We start from the raw sequence: 21624 nt of genomic DNA on the forward strand, positions 1-21624 counted from the left end.
TGGGCCGGCGAGGTCGGGCGGGCGCCCGTGGGCCGGGCGGGCGCCTCCCCGCCGGTCCGGGTGAGCAGGGCGGGTCGGGCCGCACCCGGAGAGCGATCGTGCCGCGCGCCACGCGCCGCGGTGATGCCGGGGACGGCCGCCGCGCGTCCGAGCGGGTGGAGATCACCCGGGAAGACGCGGATCAGGGCCGAACGGCCCTGGCCATCCGGTTCTGGACCGGCGAAGATCCTCGCGGAACACGCCACGCGCAGAGCAAGGAGCCTTTCGATGGCGGACGGCGAGCAGCCCGACCCCGACGACCCGATCAGGGTCTTCCTCCTGGACGACCACGAGGTGGTCCGGCGCGGAGTGCACGACCTGCTGAACGACGAGCCGGACATCACGGTGGTCGGCGAGGCCGCCACCGTCGAGCAGGCCCTGGTGCGCGTCCCCGCCCTGCGCCCGCGCGTCGCGGTCCTCGACGTCCGGCTGCCCGACGGCGACGGCGTGACCGTGTGCCGGGAACTGCGCTCGCGGATGCCCGACCTGGTGTGTCTGATGCTGACCTCGTTCGACGACGAGGAGGCCCTGCTGGACTCGATCATGGCCGGCGCGTCCGGCTACGTCCTCAAGCAGATCCGCGGCTCCGACCTCGTCGAGGCCGTCCGCACCGTGGCGCGCGGCCAGTCGCTGCTCGACCCGAGCGCCACCGCCAAGCTGATGGCGCGGCTGCGCGGCGGGCCGCAGAAGGAGCAGCAGGAGCCGGAGGTCCTGCCCGGACTCACCGAGCGGGAGCGGGAGATCCTCGAGCTGATCGGCGAGGGGCTCACCAACCGCCAGATCGGCCAGCGGCTCTACCTCGCGGAGAAGACGGTGAAGAACCACATCTCCCGGCTGCTCGCCAAGCTCGGCGTGGAGCGCCGCATCCAGGCCGCCGTGATCGCCACCGAGGCCCGGGACCGTCTGCGGCACGGCCACGACGGCCACTGATCACGACGGCCACCGACCACGACGGCCACCGACCGCCGCGGGTCCCGGCCGGACGGCGCCCGGCCGGGACCCGCGGTAGCGGTCCCGTGGATCAGTCCCGGGCGATCTGCGGCGCGATGTCCTCGGTGAACCGCTCGGGCGCGGCGGCGGCGCGCCGGACCGCGGCCGCCGGGTCGGTGCCGCAGAAGGACGCCTCGAGCGTGGCGCCGAGGGTGGTGTTCACCGTCCCGTTGTTGGAGGTGTTCGCCAGCGACGCCATGCTGCGGCGGCCGTCGCTCGTGGTGAAGGCGTACGTGTAGTAGCCCTGCACGGTGCCCGTGTGCCCGTACACCGTGGTGCCGCAGGACAGCGTCCGGCCGCGCAGCCCCAGACCGTACGACTGCTTGCCGTCGGCGGTGACCGGGACCATGGCGGTCATCTCCCGCACCTGCTCGGCCGGCAGCAGCTTCCCGGAGAGCAGCGCGGAGAAGAACCGGTTGAGGTCCTCGGCGTTCGAGATGACCGCACCCGCGGACTGCGCCCAGGACACGGTCTGCTCGGTGGAGTCAACCAGCGGCAGCGTGGTGTCGTCCTGGCGGAGGTAACCGCGCGCGTACGACCCGGAGATGGTGGTGCGCGGGTGGACGTACGACGTGTTCCTCAGCCGCAGGGGCGTGAAGATGCGCTGCTGGTAGTGCGTGGCGACCGGCGTGCCCGTCACGTGCTCGATGATCGCGCCCAGCGCGACGAAGTTGGTGTTGGAGTAGCTGTACGCGGCGCCCGGCGCGTTGTTCAGCGGCCGTTCCGTCGACAGGTCGATCAGCTCCTGGTAGCTGAAGACCTTGTCGCGCACCGCCTCGAAACCCGGGACGGTGTTGTGGAACATGTCGTTGGTGTAGTCGTACAACCCGCTGCGGTGGCTGAGCAGGTGACGCACCGTGATGCGCTCGTCGGGCAGCGGCTTCGGCAGGTAGCGGTCGGCCGGGGCGTCGAGGTCGATCCGCCCCTCGGCGACGAGCTGCATCAGCACCACCGTGGTGAACGTCTTGCTGACGCTCCCCACGCGGAACCGCCGCCCGGTGTCCATCGGCGTGTGGGCGGCGGTGTCGGCCTCGCCGGTGGCGACGCGGTAACTCCTCAGCCCCTCGTCGATCCGGGTCAGCGCGCCGGGAGCGCCCTGGGACAGCGCCGTCCGGTGCACCGCGGCGACGGCGGCGACGTCCGGCGCCGGCAGCGGGGGAGCGGTGGTGCCGGCGAGGGCGGGGGACGCCGCCAGCGTGACGATCAGGGTGGAACCGGCGAGCGCGACGCTCACGTCTTTGATCCGCATCCGCATCTTTCCTGAGTGTGGGGGAAGGACAGGCGCCTGCGGCCGGGACAAGCTCAACTGCCTTATCGGAAAAGCACGTTGGTGAAGTCACGTGAGGCCGGGGCGGCAACGTCTGCATCGTAGTGCAGGGGCGCCCCGCCGATCCGCCGTTCCAACCCGGCGTGGCGCACCCCGCGTTGTCCTCACCCGGCCCTGGTCGCGTGCCCCTCGCCGGCCGGGCGGACCGGGTAGCGATACGTCTCCGCCGCCCCGCGGGGACGCGCCTCGGGCCACACGCAGTCCAGCACCGAGGCCGACGGACCGAACAACGCGGACGGCACCGCGTCGCGCGCGAACCACTCCCAGCGCACGATCTTGTCCGGTTCCGTCACCGTGGGCGTGCCGGCCGCCCCCTCGGCGACCGCGGCGGCGGTGACCCGGGTGAGTCCGCGCAGGCCGTCCACCACGACCGCCAGCACCCGTACGGCCGTGGCCGGCACGGACAGCCCGGTCTCCTCCGCCAACTCCCGCACGGCCGCCGTCTCGAAGTCCTCACCCGGGTCCACCTTGCCGCCCGGCAGCTCCCACCGCCCGTCGTGGCCCAGACCGAGCAGGACGCGGCCGGATTCGTCGAGGACGGCGATGCCGACGCCCGTCAGGCTGTGCGGCGTGGGGCGGGCGCGCTCGGGGCGCTCCGCTGCGGTGTGTTCGGCGCTGTTCACGGGTCCCTTCTACACGTTCCCGGGGGCGCTCCGGGCGAGGTGTGCCCGACGACCCTTGACGCACGCGAGGGCTGAAAATATCTTTCAGGACCAAGTGATCGACCGAAAGTAAATTTCGACCCGCAGGAGCGTGACTTTCGTGCCCGCCGCAGACGCCGTGGGGAGCGGCCGGTTGTGTGAGCAACCGGCCACCGTGACCACGGAGGCGTACCGCCCGGAGCCGGCGGACGTCGACCGCCCGCCCGCCCTCGGCATCGTCCGCTTCATGAACGCGCAGGACGTCACCGTCACCACGGCTGCCGCCGCCCGGCTGCCGCGGATCGCCGCCGCGATCGACGGCGTCACCGAGCGCATGACCCGCGGCGGCCGGCTCGTCCACGCCGTCGCCGGCACGGCAGGACGACTCGGCATCCTCGCCACCGGCGCCCGCGGCGAGTCCGCCGAGACCGCCCTCGCCGGCAACGGCGGCGAGGGCGGGAACACCATGCTCACCCTCCGGGCGTCCGTGGACGCCCCGACCGCAGCCCGCCTGCCGCAGGACGCCCACGGGCGCCCGCGCAAGGCACCGGAAGCCGCAGCCGCCTGACGCGGCCTGCCCCACCTCACAGCAAGGCATGACCGCACCATGAGCGAAGAGAACAAGCATCGCGCCACCGCCGCCGCCCTCCTCCCCCTGGTCGGAGGCGCGGCGAACGTGGCATCGGTGGCCCACTGCATGACCCGGCTCCGGCTCGGGCTGCGCGACCGGTCCCTCGTCCAGGAGGAGGCGCTCAGGGCGCTGCCCGCGGTCATGGGGGTCGTCGAGGACGACACCTACCAGATCGTGCTGGGCCCCGGCACCGTGGCTCGTGTCACCCCCGAGTTCGAGGCCCTGGTCGAGGCGCAGCGCGCCGACGTCCCGGAGGAGCCCGCCGCCCCCGCGGGCGGGGCCGACCCCGTCACGGCCGAGGAGCTGGCGGCCCAGGGCGCGGCGCTCAGGGCGGAGCGGAAGGCGAGGAACGCCACCCCGTTCAAGCTGTTCCTGCGGCGCATCGCGAACATCTTCGTGCCGCTCATCCCCGCGCTCATCGGCTGCGGCATCATCGCCGGCCTCAACGGCCTGCTCGTCAACCTCGGCTGGCTGCCCGGCATCACCCCGGCCCTGGCCGCCATCGCCTCCGGCTTCATGGCGCTGATCGCCGTCTTCGTCGGCTACAACACGGCCAAGGAGTTCGGCGGCACCCCCGTCCTCGGCGGCGCCGTCGCGTCGATCATCGTCTACGCCAAGGTGGCCGACGTCGAGGCGTTCGGCCAGCAGCTGTCACCCGGCCAGGGCGGTGTGCTCGGCGCGCTCGCCGCGGCCTGCCTCGGCGTGTACGTCGAGAAGCGGTGCCGGCGCTGGGTCCCCGAGTCCGTCGACGTGCTGGTCACGCCCACCGTCACCGTGCTGGTCTCCGGCCTTGCGACCCTGTTCGGCCTGATGTTCCTCGCCGGTGAGGTGTCGTCCTGGATCGGCGACGCCGCCGACTGGCTGCTCGCCCACGGCGGCGCGGGCGCCGGCCTCCTCCTCGGCGGTCTCTTCCTCCCGCTGGTCATGCTGGGCCTGCACCAGGCGCTCATCCCCATCCACACCACGCTGATCGAGGGGGCGGGCTTCACCGTCCTGCTGCCGATCCTCGCCATGGCGGGCGCGGGCCAGGTCGGCGCGGCCATCGCGATCTACTGCCGGCTGCCCCGCAACACCTCGATCCGCACGACGGTCAAGTCCGCGCTGTGGCCGGGCTTCCTCGGCGTCGGCGAGCCGCTGATCTACGGCGTCTCCCTGCCCCTCGGCCGCCCCTTCGTCACCGCCTGCGCGGGCGGCGCGTTCGGCGGCGCCTTCGTCGGCCTCTTCAACCAGCTCGGCACGGACGTGGGCGCCACGGCGATCGGCCCCTCCGGCTGGGCCCTGTTCCCCCTCCTCGACGGCGACCACGGCCTCGCCCGGACGATCGCCGTCTACGGGGCCGGCCTGCTCGTCGGGTACGTGGCCGGCTTCGTGGCGACGTACTGGTTCGGCTTCACCAGGACGATGCTCGCGGAGCTGAACGTGGCTCCTGACGAGCCGGCGCCGGCGTCCACCGCGCCGGTGGTGACGGAGGACCGCGTCGTCGGGAAGGTCTGACCTCGGCCGCGGCCCCGCCGCGTCCGACGCCGCCGCCCGCCCCGCCCGACAGGGGCGGGCAGCGGCGTCCTGGCATGTCACAGGGTCACTGTGCGGCTTCCGTGCGGCGGCGGGGGACGACGACGGCGCGCAGGGGGAGCGCGACGAGCAGCGCGGCGGCCACGAGGAGCGCGCCGGTCCAGAGCGGCCCGCTCGCGCCGGCCCCGGTGCGGAGGGAGACGGCGGCGAGGAGCGGTCCGGCGGCGGCGCCGACGTTGAGCGCGGCGGTCGCGTAGGACCCGGCCATGGTGGGGGCGCCGGCCGCTTCGTAGAGGACGCGGGTGATCAGGGTGCTGCCGACGGCGAAGGACAGCGCGCCCTGGACACAGACGAGGGCGAGCAGCGCGGCCGGCAGGTCGGCGAGCACGGCCAGGGCGGTCCAGCCGACGAGCAGCAGGGGGCCGCCGACGGAGAGGACGACGTCCGGCCGCCGGTCGGACAGCCGCCCGGCGACGGTCACACCGACGAAGGAGCCGGCGCCGAAGAGCACCAGGACGACGGAGATCCACAGCTCGCCGAGCCCGGCGGTGCCGGTGACGACCGGGGCGAGGAAGGTGAAGCAGGCGAAGGTGCCGGCGTTCACCAGGGCGGCGAGCAGGACGAGCAGGAGCAGGCGAGGCTGCCTGAGCCGGGCGATCTCCCGGCGGAGGGACGGCCCGCCGTCGGCCGGGGTGTCCTGCCCCCGGTGTGCCGGGATGCCGGTGAGGACGCCGAGGGCCGCGGGCAGGCAGAGCAGGGCGACGGCCCAGAAGGTGGCCCGCCAGTCGAACAGAGTGCCGAGCAGCGACCCGCCGGGGACCCCGGCGACCGTGGCCAGCGTCGTACCCGACAGCAGGACGGCGAGCGCGCGGCCCTTCCGGTCGGCGGGCACCAGAGCGGCGGCGGTCGTCAGGGCGACGGCGAGGAACCCGGCGTTGGCGAGCGCGGCGACCACCCGGGTGGCGAACAGGACGGGGAAGCTCGAGGTGGCGGCCCCCACGGCGTGACACGCCAGGAACACGAGGACGAAGCCGAGCAGGCTCGACCGTCCGGGACGGTTGCGGGCCAGCGCCGCCGTGAGCGGGGCGCCGACCGCCATGCCGACGGCGTAGGCCGAGGTGAGGGCGCCCGCCGTGCCGACGGCGACGCCGAGGTCGTCGGCGATGTCCGGCAGCAGACCGGCGAGCATGAACTCCGAGGTGCCCATGGCGAAGACGGCCAGGGCGAGCAGGTACAGGGGAAGAGGCATCGAGTGGCTCCGGGCCGAGGAGAGGGACGGGTGAACGTCATCTCGTCAGCGCGGCCGGCCCCCGAGGCACCAGGGCAGGCCGACCCGGCCGGGTGGTGCGGCAGGTGATCGGCTCAGTGGTGCAGGGGGCTGACGGCGCGACCGAAAGCCCCCACCCTGTCCGACTCGGGACTCGACATGCGTCGCACGGTACCGGAACGGCGGAGGCGGGGGCACCTCGTTCTGTACGACCAGGCGTCGCACGGCGCGGACCACTTCAAGGTCCACGTGAGCAAGGAGGGCTTCGATCCGAAGACCGAGAAGCTCGGCTGGGACGACCTGGACTTCATCACCCGGACCGGCCGCTTCGCCCCGGCGAAACATCACCTTCCCGGTGCAGACCTCCGGCTGCTCCGGACACCACATCGTCCTCACCGTCTGGCAGGCCTCGCACCTCGACCAGGCCTACCTGGTGTGCAGCGACGCGGACTTCGGCCGAGTCCCGAAGCACGGCGCGGCCCGGTCCGGCGACCCCCGCCGGACCGGGCCGCTGCCGCGCCCGGGCATCCCGGCGGCCGGGCCGCTCCAGCGGCCATGGCGACGTCTCAGACGTCACCGTCCGCGGCGTGAAGTCCTCGAAGTCACCCGGAGCACACCGCCGACACCGTGCTCGCACCGGTCCGCACGGTCGCCGCGACCGACGCGATGTCATGAGCCGACACGGCCGGGAAGGGACCGGCGGGAAAGGAGCGGAGGGGAAAGGAGCGGAGGGGAAAGGAGCGGAGGGGAAAGGAGCGGAGGGGAAAGGAGCGGAGGGGAAAGGAAAGGCCAAGGCGCTCGGCCGCCGGTCTCGCCTGTGCTTCCATGCGGTGTCGACGCACCGACTGTGCGTCAACACCGCACCCGCACACAGGAGAAGGCATGCCGTCAGGACCCAGACGTCCCGCCCGCACCGTCCGTGCCGCCGCCGTGCTCCTCGCCGCCGTCCTGTCGCTCACCGCGGCGCCGGCCACGGCGGCCGGGGACGCCTCCCCGTCCGGCTCCCGCGCACCCGCCGTGCCGCTCCGCGTGGCGACGTACAACATCCACGCGGGGGCGGGGGAGGACCAGGTCTTCGACCTCGACCGGACCGCCGACGCCCTGCGCGAGCTGAAGGCCGACGTGATCGGGCTGCAGGAGGTCGACGTCCACTGGGGCGACCGCAGCGCCTTCGTGGACGAGGCCCGCGCGCTCGCCGAGAAGCTCCGCATGCGGGTCTTCTTCGCGCCGGTCTACGACCTCGACCCGGCCGTCGAGGGCGGCGAACGCCGGCAGTACGGCGTGGCCGTGCTCAGCCGCCACCCGGTGCTGCACGCCGAGAACCACGAGATCACCCGGCTGTCCACCCAGACCCCCGACCCCGTGCCCGCCCCGGCGCCCGGCTTCGCCGAGATCGTGATCCGGGTCGAGGGCGTACGGACGCACGTCTACAGCACGCACCTGGACTACCGCGCCGACCCGTCGGTCCGCGCCGCCCAGGTGGCCGACATGCTGGAGGTCCTGGCGGACGACCGGGGGCCGAGGATCCTGGTCGGCGACTTCAACGCCGAGCCGTCCGCACCCGAACTGGCGCCGCTGTGGCACACCCTGCGCGACGCCGCACCCGACGCCGGCGCCACCTACCCGGCGACCGCACCGGAGAAGCGGATCGACCTGATCACCGTCTCGCGCGGGATCACCGTCACCGGCGCGCGCACGCACGCCACCGGCGCGTCGGACCACCGGCCGGTCGTCGCCGACCTGCGTCTGCCCCGCAAGGGCCGCTGAACCGGCGTCCTCACCCCGGCGGGACACCCGGACCGCCGCCCTGGAGACGTTCCAGGTCCGACGGGCGGACCTGGATCGCCACCACCGCGACCAGGGCGGCGAGTCCGGCGAACACGGCCGCCGTGACGAAGGCGGCGGACACCCCGGAGGTGAGGACCTCGGCGCCCCACAGCCCGGGCAGTTCGCCCGTGCGCCGGAACTGCAGCCGTTCGGCCGGGCTCGCCTGTTCCAGGAAGCGCGGGACCTGCCTCTCCGCCTCGTTCCTGCTGGCCGTGCCGTACACCGTCACCAGGATGGACAGGCCCAGCGAGCCGCCGACCTGCTGGGTGGCGTTGAGCAGTCCGGAGGCGGCGCCGGTCTCCCGCACGGGCACGTCGGACAGCGCCATCAGGGTCAGCGACACGAACTCCATGCCCATGCCGAAGCTGAACACCAGCATCGGACCGAGCACGCTGCCCGCGTAGGTGGAGTGCACGTCGGTCAGGGTCAGCCACCCCAGGCCCGCCGCCGCGAAGAGACCGCCCGCCACCATGAACGGTTTCGGTCCGTACACCGGCAGGAACCGCGACGCCAGCCCGGCGCCGACCGCGATGACCGCGCTCACCGGCAGGAAGGCGAGCCCCGCCTTCAACGGACCGAAACCCAGCACGTTCTGCACGAACAGGGTGAGGAAGAAGAACATGCCGAACAGCGCCGCGGCCAGGAACAGCATGATCCCGTACGTGCCCGCTCTGTTGCGGTCCGCGAACATGTGCAGCGGTGTGATCGGCTGCGGCGACCGCCGTTCGAGCAGTACGAACGCCACCAGGACGACGACCGCCGCCGCGAACGACGCCAGGGTCAGCGGATCCCGCCAGCCGTCCTGTGCCGCCCGGATGAAGCCGTAGACCAGCAGCACCATGCCGGCCGTGGAGGTCAGCGCGCCGGTGACGTCGAAGCGGCCCGGGTGGCGCTCGGACTCCTTGATCCAGCGCGGGGCGGCGAGGGCGATGAGCAGACCGATCGGGACGTTGACGAACAGCACCCACCGCCAGTTCAGCCACTCCACGAGGATGCCGCCGGCCAGCAGCCCGATCGCGCCGCCGCCCGCCGACACCGCCGCGAACACCCCGAACGCGCGGTTGCGTTCCGGTCCCTCGCGGAAGGTCGTGCTGATCAGCGCCAGGGACGTCGGGGAGGCGATCGCGCCGCCCACGCCCTGCAGCGCACGGGCCGCCAGCAGCTGACCGGAGTTCTGCGCCAGTCCGCCCAGCAGGGACGCCAGCACGAACAGCAGCACGCCGAAGACGAACACCCGCCGTCTGCCGAGGATGTCACCGGCCCGGCCGCCCAGCAGCAACAGCCCGCCGAACGTGAGGGTGTAGGCGTTGACCACCCACGACAGGCTGGTGGTCGAGAAGTCCAGGGAGCGCTGGATGTGCGGCAGCGCGATGTTCACGATGGTGATGTCCAGCACCACCATCAGCTGGCACGAGGCGATGACGAACAGGGCCATCGCGTTGCCCCCGCCGCGGCCGCCCCGTGCGGCCTCCCGAGTGGAGGCCGGTCGCGGACTGCTGGTCATGTCGGGTCCCCCTTCCGGGAGTCCACCGTTCGACCGTACGCGCGCCCTCCACCGGTCACCACTCGATCACCGGCGGCCGACGATCCGGCCGGACACGCGCCTCGGGTAGCGCCTGCACCACCACGAACCGGTCGCTGGCTGCATGGGCGGCGGCCCGCCGCCGCCCTAGCGTCGGGGGTGCCCGAGGAACCGCACCCGGAAGGCCCCCGACCATGTCCCTGACCCCGGACGGCATCGCCGTCGGTCTCGAGCGCGTACGCAAGACGTACGGCGGCGACCAGCCCGTCGTGGCGCTCGACGACGTGAGCGCCGAGTTCCCACGCGGCACCGCGACCGCCGTGATGGGACCTTCCGGGTCCGGCAAGAGCACCCTGCTGCACTGCGCGGCCGGCCTCGACCGCCCGGACTCCGGGCGGGTGCGGATCGGCGCCACCGACCTGTCGGACCTGTCGGAGAAGAAGCTCACCGAACTGCGACGCGCCCGGGTCGGCTTCGTCTTCCAGGCGTTCAACCTGGTGGGCGCGCTGAACGTGGAGCAGAACATCACGCTGCCGTCCCGGCTGGCGGGCCTGCGGCCCGACCCCGCGTGGGTCGACGAGGTCGTCCGGCGGGTCGGTCTCGGCGAGCGGCTGCGGCACCGGCCCGCCCAGCTCTCCGGCGGCCAGCAGCAGCGCGTCGCGATCGCCAGGGCGCTGGTCACCCGTCCCGAGGTGATCTTCTGCGACGAGCCCACCGGCGCCCTCGACACCCGCTCCGCGGCCGCCGTCCTCGACCTGCTGCGGTCGGCGGTCGACCGGTACGGCCGGACCGTCGTCATGGTCACCCACGATCCCGTGGCCGCCTCCTACGCCGACCGCGTGCTGATCCTGGCCGACGGGCGGATCGTCCGGGACATGGAGCGCTCCGGCGCCGAGCGGATCGCCGAACAGCTCGCGATGCCGGGCCATCGGCAGCCCGCGGCGAGCCGGGAGGGCTGACGCGTGCTCCGGCTGGCAGCGCAGACGCTGCGGTACCGCAAGGGCGGCTTCCTCGCCACGTTCGTGGCGCTCGCCGCGGGCGTCGCCGTCCTCATGACGTGCGTCCTGTTCGTGGAGTCCGGCCGGCGGCACGAGGGCGACCCGCAGCGCTACGGCGCTGCCGTCGCCGTGGTCGCCGACCGGGACCTGACCGTCGACGGGCCGACGGTGCTCGGCGAGACCGAGCGCACCACCGTGATCCTGCCCGAGCGGGGCAGCGTCCCCGAGGGCCTGGCCGGGAGACTGGCCGCCGTGCCCGGCGTCGACCGCGCGGTGGGCGACCGGCGGCTCGTCGTCGCCCTCACGGCGGTCCCCGGGCGGCCGGCCACCGGCCACGGCTGGTCGAGCACCGCCCTCGCCCCGCACCGGCTGGTGTCCGGGGAACCGCCGCGCTCCGACCGGGAGATCGCCGTCGACGCCCGGCTCGCCGACGGCGCGGGCCTCGGACCGGGAGCCGCCACCGAGGTGGTCACCGGCGGCGTGAGCCGGACGTACCGGGTGAGCGGCGTGGTCGACGCGGACGGCACGGCGGGCGGGCGGGCGGCGCTGTTCTTCACCGACGCGCACGCCGCCGCACTCGACCCGCGCCCCGGCCGCTACGACGCCGTCGGCGTGCTCACCGCACCGGACGCCGACCGGGACGCCGTCCTCGCCGAGGTGCGCCGGACCGCGGACGACGCGGGCGCCACCGCGTACACCGGCGACGACCGCGGACTCGCCGCCGAGCCCGACGCCGGCGCCGCCCGCTCCCTCACGCTCGGCGCCGGGGCCGCCTTCGCCGGGTACGCGGCGGTCATCGTCGGCTTCGTGGTCGCCGGCACCGTCGGGCTGTCCGTACGGCACCGGCGCCGCGACCTCGCCCTGCTGCGGGCCGTCGCCGCCACCCCCGGCCAGGTGCGGTCGATGCTCCTCGCGGAGGTCGGGCTGCTCGCCCTGCTCGCCGGCGTCGTGGGCGTTCCCGCCGGACTGCTCGCCGCCCGCCTGGTCCGCGACGCGCTCGTCTCCCGCGGCTTCCTCCCGGAGGACTTCGCCGTCCGGGGCGGCGCCCTGTCCGCCGCGGCCGCCGTCGTGGCGGTCGCCGTCGTGGCGCTGCTCTCCGCCTGGATCGCCGCGCTGCGCGTCACCCGCATCCGGCCCACCGAGGCGCTCGGGGAGGCGGCCGTGGAACCCGGCACCGGCGGCAGGGTGCGCCTCATCTCCGGACTGGCCTGCCTCGCCGGCGCGGTCTCCCTGACCGGGCTCACCGGCGCCACCGACGGGCAGGCCGCGCTCGGAGCCGCCATGGGCATGCTCTACCTGTTCGTCCTGGGCGTCGCGCTGCTCGCGCCCTGGATCAACCAGGCCGCCGCCCGGCTGCTCGGCCCCGTGCTGCGCGCCGTGTGGGGGACCAGCGGCTACCTCGCCGCCGCCAACCTGCGCGCCAACGCCCGCGGCATGGTCGCCGTGCTGACCGCGCTCGTGCTGTCCGTCGGCCTCGGCGGCACCGTCTGGTTCCTCCAGGACAACCTGGAGCGGCAGGCCGTGGCGCAGAGCCGCGACGGGGTCCTCGCCCAGCACGCGCTGACCGCCGGCGCCGGACTGCCCGCCTCCGCGGCGGCCGAGGCCCGTCGCGTCCCCGGGGTGATCGCCGCGACCGGCGTGCGCCGCACCTCCGTCGTGGTGCCCGACCGGCTCGAACCGCAGACCGTGCCCGCCCAGGGCATCGACCCGCGCGGCGCGGACCGCACCCTGGACCTGCGGGTGCGCTCCGGCAGCCTCGACGCCCTGCGCGAGGACACCGTGGCCGTCTCCACGGCCCGCGCCGACGCGGCGGGCTGGCGGCTGGGGGACAGGGCCCGGCTGTGGCTCGGCGACGGCACACCCGTCACCCTGCGCGTCGTCGCCCTGTACGAGCGGGGCTGGGGCTTCGGCGACGTCACCCTGCACCGGCGGACCCTCGCCGGGCACACCGTCACCGGACTCGACGACCGCGTGCTCGTCCGCACCGCCCCGGACACGGACGCCGGGCGTGCCCTGGCCGGCCTGGCCCGCCGCTACCCGGGCGGCCAGGTGGTGGACACCGGCCGGCTGACCGGCGACCTCGCGGAGGACGTCGCGGTCAGCGGCTGGCTCAACAAGATGCTCGTCGCCGTCCTGGTCGGCTACGCGTTCCTCGCCGCCGCCGACACCCTCGTCATGGCCGCCCTGGCCCGCACCCGGGAGCTGTCCCTGCTCCGCCTGGTCGGCGTCACCCGCGGCCAGGTGAAGCGGATGGTCCACGCCGAACAGGCCGGTCTGCTGGGCGTGGCGCTGCTCATCGGCGCCGCGATCGCCGCCGTCACCCTCACCACCGTCGTCCGCGCGGTCACCGGGGCCGCCGTGCCCCACGTGCCGCCCGCCGGCTGGGCGGCACTCCTGGGCGGTACGGCGGTGCTGGCGCTGCTCGCCACGGTGGTCCCCATCGGCCGCGTCCTGCGCACCGCCCCCGTCGAGGGCATCGGCGTCCGCGAGTGAGCACGCCCGTCCACTCCCGCACACCCGCCCGTTCCCGCGCCCGCACCCGGCCCGCGAGCCCCGGCCCCCGGCCGCCGTACGGCGGACGGCTCAGCGGGCCGGCGCCCGGGCGTTCTATCCTCCGTGCCCAGGAGGTGCGGATGGTGGTGACCCACGACCGCCCGGCGGGCGTACGGCCGGGGCGGCGCCGGGCCGTGGCCTCCCGTGCCCGGACCGCGCTGGACGCGCTGGAGCACCTGGTCGGGGGACTGGGCACCGCCCTGCTCGCCCTGCTCGCCACGCTCTGGCTGGCCCTGACCGCGGTGACCTGCCTCGTCGGGATCGGACTGCGGCTGCTGCCGTCCGCCCTGCACGCGGTGCGCGCGGTCGCCGACCGGGAACGCGGCAGGCTCTCCCGCTGGGGCCCGGAGACCGTCGGCCCGGCGCCGCTGCCCGACGGGCTGCGCGCGATGCTCGCCGACCGCGCCGTCCGCCGCGAGGTGCGCTGGGTGGTCACGCACGCGGTCCTCGGCCTGTTCCTCGGGCTGGCCGGGGCGACGCTGCCGCTCAGCGCGGCCCACGACGTCGCCTTCCCGCTGTACTGGAGCTTCCTGCCGGAGAGCGAGTCCGCCTCCGCCGTGGGCTGGTGGACCGTCCGGGACTGGCCCGGCGCCCTGGCCGTCAGCGGGACCGGTGCGGCCCTGGTCGGCGTCGTCCTGGTGTGCGCCCCCGCTCTCGCCCGGCTCCAGGCCTGGCCCGGACGCCGGCTGCTCAGCCCCGAACCGGGCACCGACCTCGTCCTGCGGGTCGCCGAGCTGACCGCCACCCGCGCCGCCGCCCTGGACGCCCACGTCACCGAACTCCGGCGGGTGGAAAGGGCGTTGCACGACGGGACGCAGAACCGCATCGTCGCCGTCACCGTGCTGCTCGGGGCCGCCCGGCGCGCCCTCGCCCGGAACCCGGAGGAGGCCGCGGCCGTCCTGGACCGCGCCCAGGACGCCGCCGAACAGGCGCTCACCGAACTGCGGGCGGTCGTCCGCAGCATCCTCCCGCCCGTCCTCGCCGACCGCAGCCTGCCCGACGCGCTCACCGCGCTCGCGGCCGGCTGCCCGGTGCCGTGCCAGGTCGACGCCGACGTGTCCACGCGGTGCCCGGCGGCGGTCGAGGCGACGGCGTACTTCGCGGTCGCCGAGGCCCTCACCAACATCGCCCGGCACAGCGGCGCCGGTGAGGCGGGGGTCGCCGTGCGCGCGGCGGACGGACTGCTGCACGTGGAGGTCCGCGACGACGGCCACGGCGGCGCCGACGAGCACGGCGGGACCGGGCTCACCGGCATCCGCCGCCGCGTCGAGGCCCACGACGGAACACTGGAGCTGGCCAGCCCACCCGGCGGCCCCACCACCCTGAAGGTGACCCTGCCATGCGGATCGTGATCGCCGAGGACGACGCGCTGCTGCGCGAAGGGCTGGCGCTGCTGCTGCGCGCCGAGTCCCTGGACGTGGTGGCGACGGCGGAGGAGCCCGGCGCCTTCCTCGCCGCCGTCGACGCGGAACGGCCGGACGTCGCCATCGTCGACGTACGCATGCCGCCCACCCACACCGACGAGGGGATCACCGCCGCCGTCGAGGCGCGGCGGCGTCTGCCCGGCCTCGCGGTGCTCGTGCTGTCCGCCTACGTCGAGCAGGCCTTCGCCACCGACCTGCTCGCGCAGGGCAGCGCCCGGCTCGGCTATCTGCTGAAGGAGCGGGTGGGGCGGGTCGAGGAGTTCCTGGAGGCGCTGCACCGGGTGGCGGACGGAGGCACGGCCATCGACCCGGAGGTCGTCGCCCAACTGTTCGCCCGCAGCAGGCACGACACCAAGCTGGAGCGGCTGAGCCCCCGTGAGCGCGACGTGCTCGCGCTGATGGCGGAGGGGCTGGGCAACGCGGCCATCGCGGAACGGCTCGTCGTGAGCGACGGGGCCGTGCACAAGCACATCCGCAACATCTTCGCCAAGCTCGACCTGCCGCCCGCCGACCGCACCGACCGCCGTGTGGCGGCCGTGCTGCACTTCCTCGAGGACGTCCGCCGCCGGGGCTGACCCGTGGTGGGGCGCACCGTGCGGGCATGGCGCGGGGAGCCGCGCGACGATCCCCGCACGACTCCCACCGCCCGGCGCGGCCCACGCCCGTCAGGCCTCACCCCTCCCACCGAGCGACCGCTCGGTGATCCGCTTCAGGTGATGCGCGAAAACCTCCGGCGCCTCCGGCGTGAGGGTCCGCAGCGCCACCAGAGCGGTGACGGCGACGTCGCACAACTCCGCGCTCACGTCGTCCCACGTGTGAGTGACCCCCTTCCGCGGATTCCGCCCCGTCGCCCCGATCACGGCCTGGGCCACCTCACCCACTTCCTCGGACAGCTTCAGGATCCGCAGCAGGACCCGGTCGGGACCATCGTCGGGACGGCTGGCGTCCAACCAGCCGCACAGCCCCTCGACGGCCCCCCACAGATCCGCGGCCGGAGACGGCGGAGAGGACGACTGCTCGCTCATGACCGCACAGCCTCGCACAGCCCACCGACAGCGCCCGCCGCACCGCCCGTCACTCGAACAGCGCCCCCTGCTGCCCCTCCCGCGCCTTCCGCAGCCGCCGGCTGCGCGCCCCCACGGCCAGCGCCGTGGCCGCCGCCGTCACCGCGAAGGCCGCCGGCACCATCCAGCCCCGGTCCACCGAATGCCCCAGCACACGGTCGAGGGAGAGCCGCCCCGGCCCCGTGACGGCGAGACCCGCCGCCGTCAGGCCCAGGGACGCGGCGTACTCGAAACCGCCCTCCTGGTTGAAGAAGCCGTTGGGCGCGTGCACCGCCGCCGCACCCGCCATCGCCCCGGCGGCGGCCGCACCCGCCGCCGGGGTGGCGAGGCCGAGCGCCAGCAGCAGACCGCCGCCGGTCTCCGCGACACCGGCCGCCGTGGCGCTGACCTTGCCGGGGGCGTACCCGATGGAGTCCATGAACTGGCCGGTGCCCTCGATGCCGCCACCGCCGAACCAGCCGAAGAGCTTCTGCGCACCGTGCGCCGCGAGCACCCCGCCGGTTCCCAGCCGGAGCAGCAGCAGTCCCAGATCGCGTCGGTCGTAACAGGTCACGTCGTCTCCCCGTGAACGGTGGTCCGGCACCCGACCACCGTCGCACCGCCGCCCCGGCCCCGGCCCGTCGCCGACGCCGTTCGGGTGACGCGGGTGGCGGGGGCGTCGCACCGGTACGAACCTGACAGGCATGCCCCTGCAGATCACCCGCCTCAGCGACCCGGCCGTCCGCGCCTTCGTCTCCGCCGTCAACGACCACGACCGGGAGGCGTTCACGGCCCTCCTGGCGCCGGGCGCCACCATGGCGGACGACGGCACCGAGCGGGACCTCGCCGACTGGACCGACCGGGAGATCTTCTCCTCCCGCGGCCACATGGCGGTCGAGAACGAGTCCGACGGCGGCCGCCGCCTCGTCGTCCGCTACCGCAACGACACCTACGGCGAGATGCGCACCACCTGGTCCTTCACCGTCGACGACGACGGGCGCATCTCCCGCTTCGAGACCGGTCAGGCCTGACGGCCCGTCCACTTCCGTCCCCCCTGCGGGCCCGGCGCCGCACAGCCGCCGGGCCCGCAGGGGGTGGCCGTCCGTCCGAAACGCCTGTCCCGGGAGAACGGGTGACGGGACGGTCACGCGTCCCGCCCACGCGCCGGCCGGCGCGATCGGCGCCCCGGGCACCGGCACGCCCGCCGGGCTGCTCGAGGTCGTCGAGCAGCCCGGGGCGCGGACACCCGCGCCGGTCCGACACGGACACCCGCGCCGGTCCGGCGCAGGGGGCCACCGGGGACACGTTTCCCCTGTGGCCCCCGTTCGTCCCGGTATGCCGGTCCGTGTCCCGGGGCGGGTCCGTGCGAGTGGCCCGGCTCACATGGCGTACCGGATCCGCCGCGGACACGATGGTGATCGTCACCGGCAGGCTGAAGGGATCGACCATGTTCCGCAAGGTGCTCGTCGCCAACCGCGGCGAGATCGCGATCCGGGCGTTCCGCGCGGGCTACGAACTGGGTGCGCGCACCGTTGCCGTCTTCCCGCACGAGGACCGCAACTCGCTGCACCGGCTGAAGGCCGACGAGGCCTACGAGATCGGCCAACCGGGCCATCCGGTCCGGGCGTACCTCTCCGTCGAGGAGATCGTCCGCGCGGCACGCCGGGCGGACGCCGACGCCGTCTACCCGGGCTACGGCTTCCTGTCGGAGAACCCCGAACTCGCGAAGGCCTGCGAGGACGCGGGCATCACCTTCGTCGGCCCTGACGCCCGCATCCTGGAACTGACCGGCAACAAGGCGCGCGCGGTGGCCGCGGCCCGGGAGGCGGGCGTGCCCGTCCTCGGCTCCTCCGCGCCCTCCACCGACGTCGACGAACTCGTGCGCGCCGCCGACGAGATCGGCTTCCCCGTCTTCGTCAAGGCGGTCGCGGGCGGCGGCGGGCGCGGCATGCGCCGCGTGGAGGACCCCGCCCAGCTGCGCGAGGCCGTCGAGGCCGCGTCCCGCGAGGCCGCCTCCGCGTTCGGCGACCCCACGGTGTTCCTGGAGAAGGCCGTCGTCGAGCCCCGCCACATCGAGGTGCAGATCCTCGCCGACGGCCAGGGGAACGTCATCCACCTCTTCGAGCGCGACTGCTCCCTGCAGCGCCGCCACCAGAAGGTGATCGAGCTCGCCCCCGCGCCCGGCCTGGACCCCGGGCTGCGCGACCGGATCTGCGCCGACGCCGTGCGGTTCGCCCGGCGGATCGGCTACCGCAACGCCGGCACCGTGGAGTTCCTCCTCGACCGCGACGGCAACCACGTCTTCATCGAGATGAACCCGCGCATCCAGGTCGAGCACACGGTCACCGAGGAGGTCACCGACGTCGACCTGGTGCAGGCCCAGCTGCGCATCGCCGCCGGCGAGTCGCTCGCCGACCTCGGACTGTCGCAGGAGTCCGTCACCCTGCGTGGTGCGGCCCTGCAGTGCCGCATCACCACCGAGGACCCGGCCAACGGCTTCCGCCCGGACACCGGCCGCATCAGCGCCTACCGCTCGCCCGGCGGCTCCGGCATCCGCCTCGACGGCGGAACCACCCACGCCGGCACGGAGATCAGCGCCCACTTCGACTCCATGCTGGTCAAACTGACCTGCCGGGGACGCGACTTCGGCGCCGCGGTGGGCCGCGCCCGGCGTGCCGTGGCCGAATTCCGCATCCGCGGCGTGGCCACCAACATCCCCTTCCTGCAGGCCGTCCTGGACGACCCGGACTTCCAGGCCGGGCGGATCACCACCTCGTTCATCGAGCAGCGCCCGCAGCTGCTCACCTCCCGCCACTCCGCCGACCGCGGCACCAAGCTGCTCACCTACCTCGCCGACGTCACCGTCAACAAGCCGCACGGGGAGCGCCCCGAGCTGATCGACCCGCTGACCAAGCTGCCCGAGACGCCCGCGGGGGAGCCGCCGGCCGGTTCCAGGCAGCGCCTCGCCGAGCTGGGCCCGGAGGGCTTCGCCCGCTGGCTGCGCGAGTCGCCGGCCCTCGGCGTCACCGACACCACCTTCCGCGACGCCCACCAGTCGCTGCTCGCCACCCGGGTCCGCACCAAGGACCTGCTCGCCGTCGCCCCCGTGGTCGCGCACACCCTGCCCGGGCTGCTGTCCCTGGAGTGCTGGGGCGGCGCCACCTACGACGTCGCCCTGCGCTTCCTCGCCGAGGACCCGTGGGAGCGGCTGGCCGCCCTGCGCGAGGCCGTGCCCAACATCTGCCTCCAGATGCTGCTGCGCGGCCGCAACACCGTGGGCTACACGCCGTACCCGACGGAGGTGACCGACGCCTTCGTGCAGGAGGCGGCGGCGACCGGCATCGACGTCTTCCGCATCTTCGACGCGCTGAACGACGTCTCCCAGATGCGGCCCGCGATCGACGCCGTCCGCGCGACCGGCACGTCCGTGGCGGAGGTGGCCCTGTGCTACACCTCCGACCTGTCCGACCCGTCGGAGCGGCTCTACACGCTGGACTACTACCTGCGTCTGGCCGAGCAGATCGTCGAGGCGGGCGCGCACGTCCTGGCCGTGAAGGACATGGCGGGCCTGCTGCGGGCGCCCGCGGCGGCGAAGCTGGTGTCGGCGCTGCGCCGGGAGTTCGGCCTGCCGGTGCACCTGCACACCCACGACACCGCGGGCGGGCAGCTCGCCACCTACCTCGCCGCGATCCAGGCGGGAGCGGACGCGGTGGACGGGGCGGTGGCCTCGATGGCCGGCACCACCTCGCAGCCCTCGCTGTCGGCGCTCGTCGCGGCCACCGACCACTCCGAGCGGTCCACCGGCCTGGACCTCCAGGCGGTCGGCGACCTGGAGCCGTACTGGGAGAGCGTCCGCAAGGTCTACGCGCCGTTCGAGGCGGGCCTGGCCTCCCCGACCGGCCGCGTCTACCACCACGAGATCCCCGGCGGCCAGCTCTCCAACCTGCGCACGCAGGCGATCGCGCTGGGCCTCGGCGACCGCTTCGAGGACATCGAGGCGATGTACGCGGCCGCCGACCGGATGCTGGGCCGGCTGGTGAAGGTCACCCCGTCGTCCAAGGTGGTGGGCGACCTGGCCCTGCACCTGGTCGGCGCGGGCGTCGACCCGCGCGAGTTCGAGGAGCAGCCGGACCGCTTCGACATCCCCGACTCGGTCGTCGGCTTCCTGCGCGGCGAGCTGGGCACCCCGCCCGGCGGCTGGCCCGAGCCGTTCCGCAGCAAGGCGCTGCGCGGCCGGGCGGAGCCCAGGCCGGCCCCGGAGCTGTCCGCCGAGGACCGCGAGGGCCTGGCCAAGGACCGGCGCCCGACCCTCAACCGGCTGCTCTTCCCCGGACCGACCCGCGAGTTCGAGACGCACCGCCAGTCGTTCGGCGACACCAGTGTCCTGGACAGCAAGGACTTCTTCTACGGGCTGCGTCCCGGGAAGGAGTACAGCGTCGACCTCGATCCCGGCGTCCGGCTGCTGATCGAGCTCCAGGCGGTCGGTGACGCCGACGAGCGCGGCATGCGCACGGTGATGGCCACGCTCAACGGCCAGCTGCGGCCGATCCAGGTCCGTGACCGCGCGGCGGCCTCCGACGTGCCGGTCACGGAGAAGGCCGACCGCGCCGACCCGGGGCATGTGGCGGCGCCCTTCGCCGGCGTGGTGACCCTCGCGGTCGCCGAGGGCGACCAGGTGGAGGCGGGCGCCACGGTGGCCACCATCGAGGCGATGAAGATGGAGGCGGCCATCACGGCCCCGAAGTCCGGCACGGTGTCCCGGCTGGCGATCAACCGCGTCCAGCAGGTGGAGGGCGGCGACCTCCTGGTCGAACTCACCTGACCTCTGCCCGGTATTGCCTCCGGCATATGCCCCGACGGGGCCGCCGTCCCGCGCGACGACGGCCCCGTCCGCACGTCCGGCGCGCCTTCGGGCAAGCCCGCGCAGAAGAGCTGTGGGACCGTAGATTGAGCGGCGACAACAGCTCTCGGAACACCACGGACGGCAGCCATGACCGACCCCGCGACGGCACCCGGATCGACTCAGCAGAAGATCGACACCTCGGTGCCGCACTCGGCCCGCATCTGGAACTACTGGCTGGGGGGGAAGGACAACTACCCCGTCGACGAGGAGGCCGGCGACGCCTACACCGCCGTCTTCCCCGGTATCGTCGCCATCGCCCGCGGCAGCCGCGCCTTCCTGCGCCGCACCATCACGTACCTGGCCGCCGAGCAGGGCATACGCCAGTTCCTGGACATCGGCACCGGCCTCCCGACGGCCGACAACACCCACCAGGTCGCCCAGCGGATCGCGCCCGAGGCCCGGATCGTCTACGTCGACAACGACCCGATGGTCCTCGCCCACGCCCGCGCGCTGCTCTACTCCACCCCCGAGGGCGCGACGGCGTACGTCGACGCGAACGTCCTGGAGCCCGAGCGCATCCTGGAGGCCGCGGGCCGCACCCTGGACCTCACGCGTCCCACCGCGCTGATCCTCAGCAACATCCTCGGCCACATCGCCGACTACGACGAGGCGCGCTCCGTCGTCGACCGTCTGATGGCCGCCCTGCCGTCCGGCAGCTACCTGTCGGTCAACGACGGCTCGCGCGGCATCGACCCGGGCTTCGAGCGTGCCCAGGACGCCTACAACGCCAGCGGCGCGGTGCCGTACAACCTGCGGACCGTGGAGGAGATCACCTCCTTCTTCGACGGGCTCGAGCTGGTCGAGCCCGGCGTCGTGTCGGTGCAGCAGTGGCGTCCCGAGACCCAGGAGCCGGCCCCGGAGATCATCGCCGAACACGGCGGCCTGGCCCGCAAGCCCTGAGCCGTCCGGCTGTCCACGAGAGGCGGGTCCCGGCAGTCCGGGGCCCG

16 protein-coding genes and 2 pseudogenes are annotated in these 21624 nt (G+C 74.4%); 12 read left to right on the forward strand and 6 right to left on the reverse strand.

Annotated features, from left to right (window positions below):
* Positions 1–267 precede the first annotated feature (267 nt).
* Positions 268–969 (forward strand): response regulator, encoded by a 702-nt coding sequence (locus C1708_RS30635; RefSeq protein WP_106415733.1) that lies wholly within the window; start codon positions 268–270, stop codon positions 967–969.
* A gap of 91 nt (positions 970–1060) precedes the next feature.
* Here C1708_RS30635 and C1708_RS30640 read toward each other — a convergent pair whose 3' ends face one another.
* Both C1708_RS30640 and C1708_RS30645 read right to left on the reverse strand, forming a co-directional pair.
* Positions 1061–2278: a serine hydrolase domain-containing protein gene (locus C1708_RS30640; protein ID WP_106415734.1), complete on the reverse strand. Its 1218-nt coding sequence runs from the start codon at positions 2276–2278 to the stop codon at positions 1061–1063.
* Between the two features lie 182 nt (positions 2279–2460).
* Positions 2461–2979, reverse strand: coding sequence for a nucleotide triphosphate diphosphatase NUDT15 (locus C1708_RS30645; protein WP_106415735.1), 519 nt, complete (start codon positions 2977–2979; stop codon positions 2461–2463).
* A gap of 130 nt (positions 2980–3109) precedes the next feature.
* On the opposite strand from C1708_RS30645, the pseudogene C1708_RS35350 reads away from it, so the two are divergent.
* Positions 3110–3394 (forward strand): annotated as a pseudogene (locus tag C1708_RS35350) (N-acetylmuramic acid 6-phosphate etherase); the annotation flags it as partial.
* 210 nt (positions 3395–3604) lie between these two features.
* Positions 3605–5122, forward strand: coding sequence for a PTS transporter subunit EIIC (locus tag C1708_RS30655; RefSeq protein ID WP_106415737.1), 1518 nt, complete (start codon positions 3605–3607; stop codon positions 5120–5122).
* A gap of 85 nt (positions 5123–5207) precedes the next feature.
* On the opposite strand, the gene C1708_RS30660 is transcribed toward C1708_RS30655, so the two are convergent.
* The gene (locus tag C1708_RS30660) at positions 5208–6389 is read right to left on the reverse strand and encodes a Cmx/CmrA family chloramphenicol efflux MFS transporter (RefSeq protein WP_106415738.1); all 1182 of its coding nucleotides are present in this window, start codon (positions 6387–6389) and stop codon (positions 5208–5210) included.
* A gap of 222 nt (positions 6390–6611) precedes the next feature.
* Here C1708_RS30660 and C1708_RS35355 point away from each other — a divergent pair.
* A pseudogene (locus C1708_RS35355) lies at positions 6612–6864 on the forward strand (lytic polysaccharide monooxygenase); the annotation flags it as partial.
* A gap of 425 nt (positions 6865–7289) precedes the next feature.
* Positions 7290–8174: an endonuclease/exonuclease/phosphatase family protein gene (locus tag C1708_RS30670; RefSeq protein WP_106415739.1), complete on the forward strand. Its 885-nt coding sequence runs from the start codon at positions 7290–7292 to the stop codon at positions 8172–8174.
* A 10-nt stretch (positions 8175–8184) separates the two neighbouring features.
* Here C1708_RS30670 and C1708_RS30675 read toward each other — a convergent pair whose 3' ends face one another.
* Complete coding sequence (locus tag C1708_RS30675) at positions 8185–9669, reverse strand: MFS transporter (RefSeq protein WP_106415740.1); 1485 nt, start codon at positions 9667–9669, stop codon at positions 8185–8187.
* Between the two features lie 281 nt (positions 9670–9950).
* Between C1708_RS30675 and C1708_RS30680 the strand changes: the two genes are divergently transcribed.
* The 4 genes from C1708_RS30680 to C1708_RS30695 all read left to right on the forward strand — a co-directional run bounded on the left by C1708_RS30680 (position 9951) and on the right by C1708_RS30695 (position 15306).
* Positions 9951–10715 carry an ABC transporter ATP-binding protein gene (locus C1708_RS30680; RefSeq protein ID WP_106415741.1) on the forward strand — a complete coding sequence of 255 codons (765 nt, stop codon included), beginning with the start codon at positions 9951–9953 and terminating at the stop codon, positions 10713–10715.
* A gap of 3 nt (positions 10716–10718) precedes the next feature.
* The gene (locus C1708_RS30685) at positions 10719–13247 is read left to right on the forward strand and encodes an FtsX-like permease family protein (protein WP_106415742.1); all 2529 of its coding nucleotides are present in this window, start codon (positions 10719–10721) and stop codon (positions 13245–13247) included.
* A 140-nt stretch (positions 13248–13387) separates the two neighbouring features.
* Positions 13388–14659, forward strand: coding sequence for a sensor histidine kinase (locus C1708_RS30690; protein ID WP_106415743.1), 1272 nt, complete (start codon positions 13388–13390; stop codon positions 14657–14659).
* The gene (locus C1708_RS30695; protein ID WP_106415744.1) at positions 14647–15306 is read left to right on the forward strand and encodes a response regulator; all 660 of its coding nucleotides are present in this window, start codon (positions 14647–14649) and stop codon (positions 15304–15306) included. The genes C1708_RS30690 and C1708_RS30695 overlap by 13 nt, the downstream gene beginning before the upstream one ends.
* 90 nt (positions 15307–15396) lie before the next feature.
* On the opposite strand, the gene C1708_RS30700 is transcribed toward C1708_RS30695, so the two are convergent.
* Complete coding sequence (locus tag C1708_RS30700) at positions 15397–15756, reverse strand: MazG-like family protein (RefSeq protein WP_106415745.1); 360 nt, start codon at positions 15754–15756, stop codon at positions 15397–15399.
* Between the two features lie 49 nt (positions 15757–15805).
* Positions 15806–16348 carry a DoxX family protein gene (locus C1708_RS30705; RefSeq protein WP_106415746.1) on the reverse strand — a complete coding sequence of 181 codons (543 nt, stop codon included), beginning with the start codon at positions 16346–16348 and terminating at the stop codon, positions 15806–15808.
* 130 nt (positions 16349–16478) lie between these two features.
* On the opposite strand from C1708_RS30705, the gene C1708_RS30710 reads away from it, so the two are divergent.
* The 3 genes from C1708_RS30710 (at position 16479) to C1708_RS30720 (ending at position 21577) form a co-directional block, all read left to right on the forward strand.
* A complete protein-coding gene (locus C1708_RS30710) occupies positions 16479–16805 on the forward strand; it encodes a hypothetical protein (RefSeq protein ID WP_106415747.1) in 327 nt (108 codons plus the stop codon).
* A gap of 416 nt (positions 16806–17221) precedes the next feature.
* Complete coding sequence (locus C1708_RS30715; RefSeq protein ID WP_106416562.1) at positions 17222–20596, forward strand: pyruvate carboxylase; 3375 nt, start codon at positions 17222–17224, stop codon at positions 20594–20596.
* Between the two features lie 168 nt (positions 20597–20764).
* Positions 20765–21577: an SAM-dependent methyltransferase gene (locus tag C1708_RS30720; protein ID WP_106415748.1), complete on the forward strand. Its 813-nt coding sequence runs from the start codon at positions 20765–20767 to the stop codon at positions 21575–21577.
* Positions 21578–21624: the final 47 nt, after the last annotated feature.

The sequence above is a fragment of the Streptomyces sp. DH-12 genome (assembly GCF_002899455.1).
Taxonomy (GTDB): Bacteria; Actinomycetota; Actinomycetes; order Streptomycetales; family Streptomycetaceae; genus Streptomyces.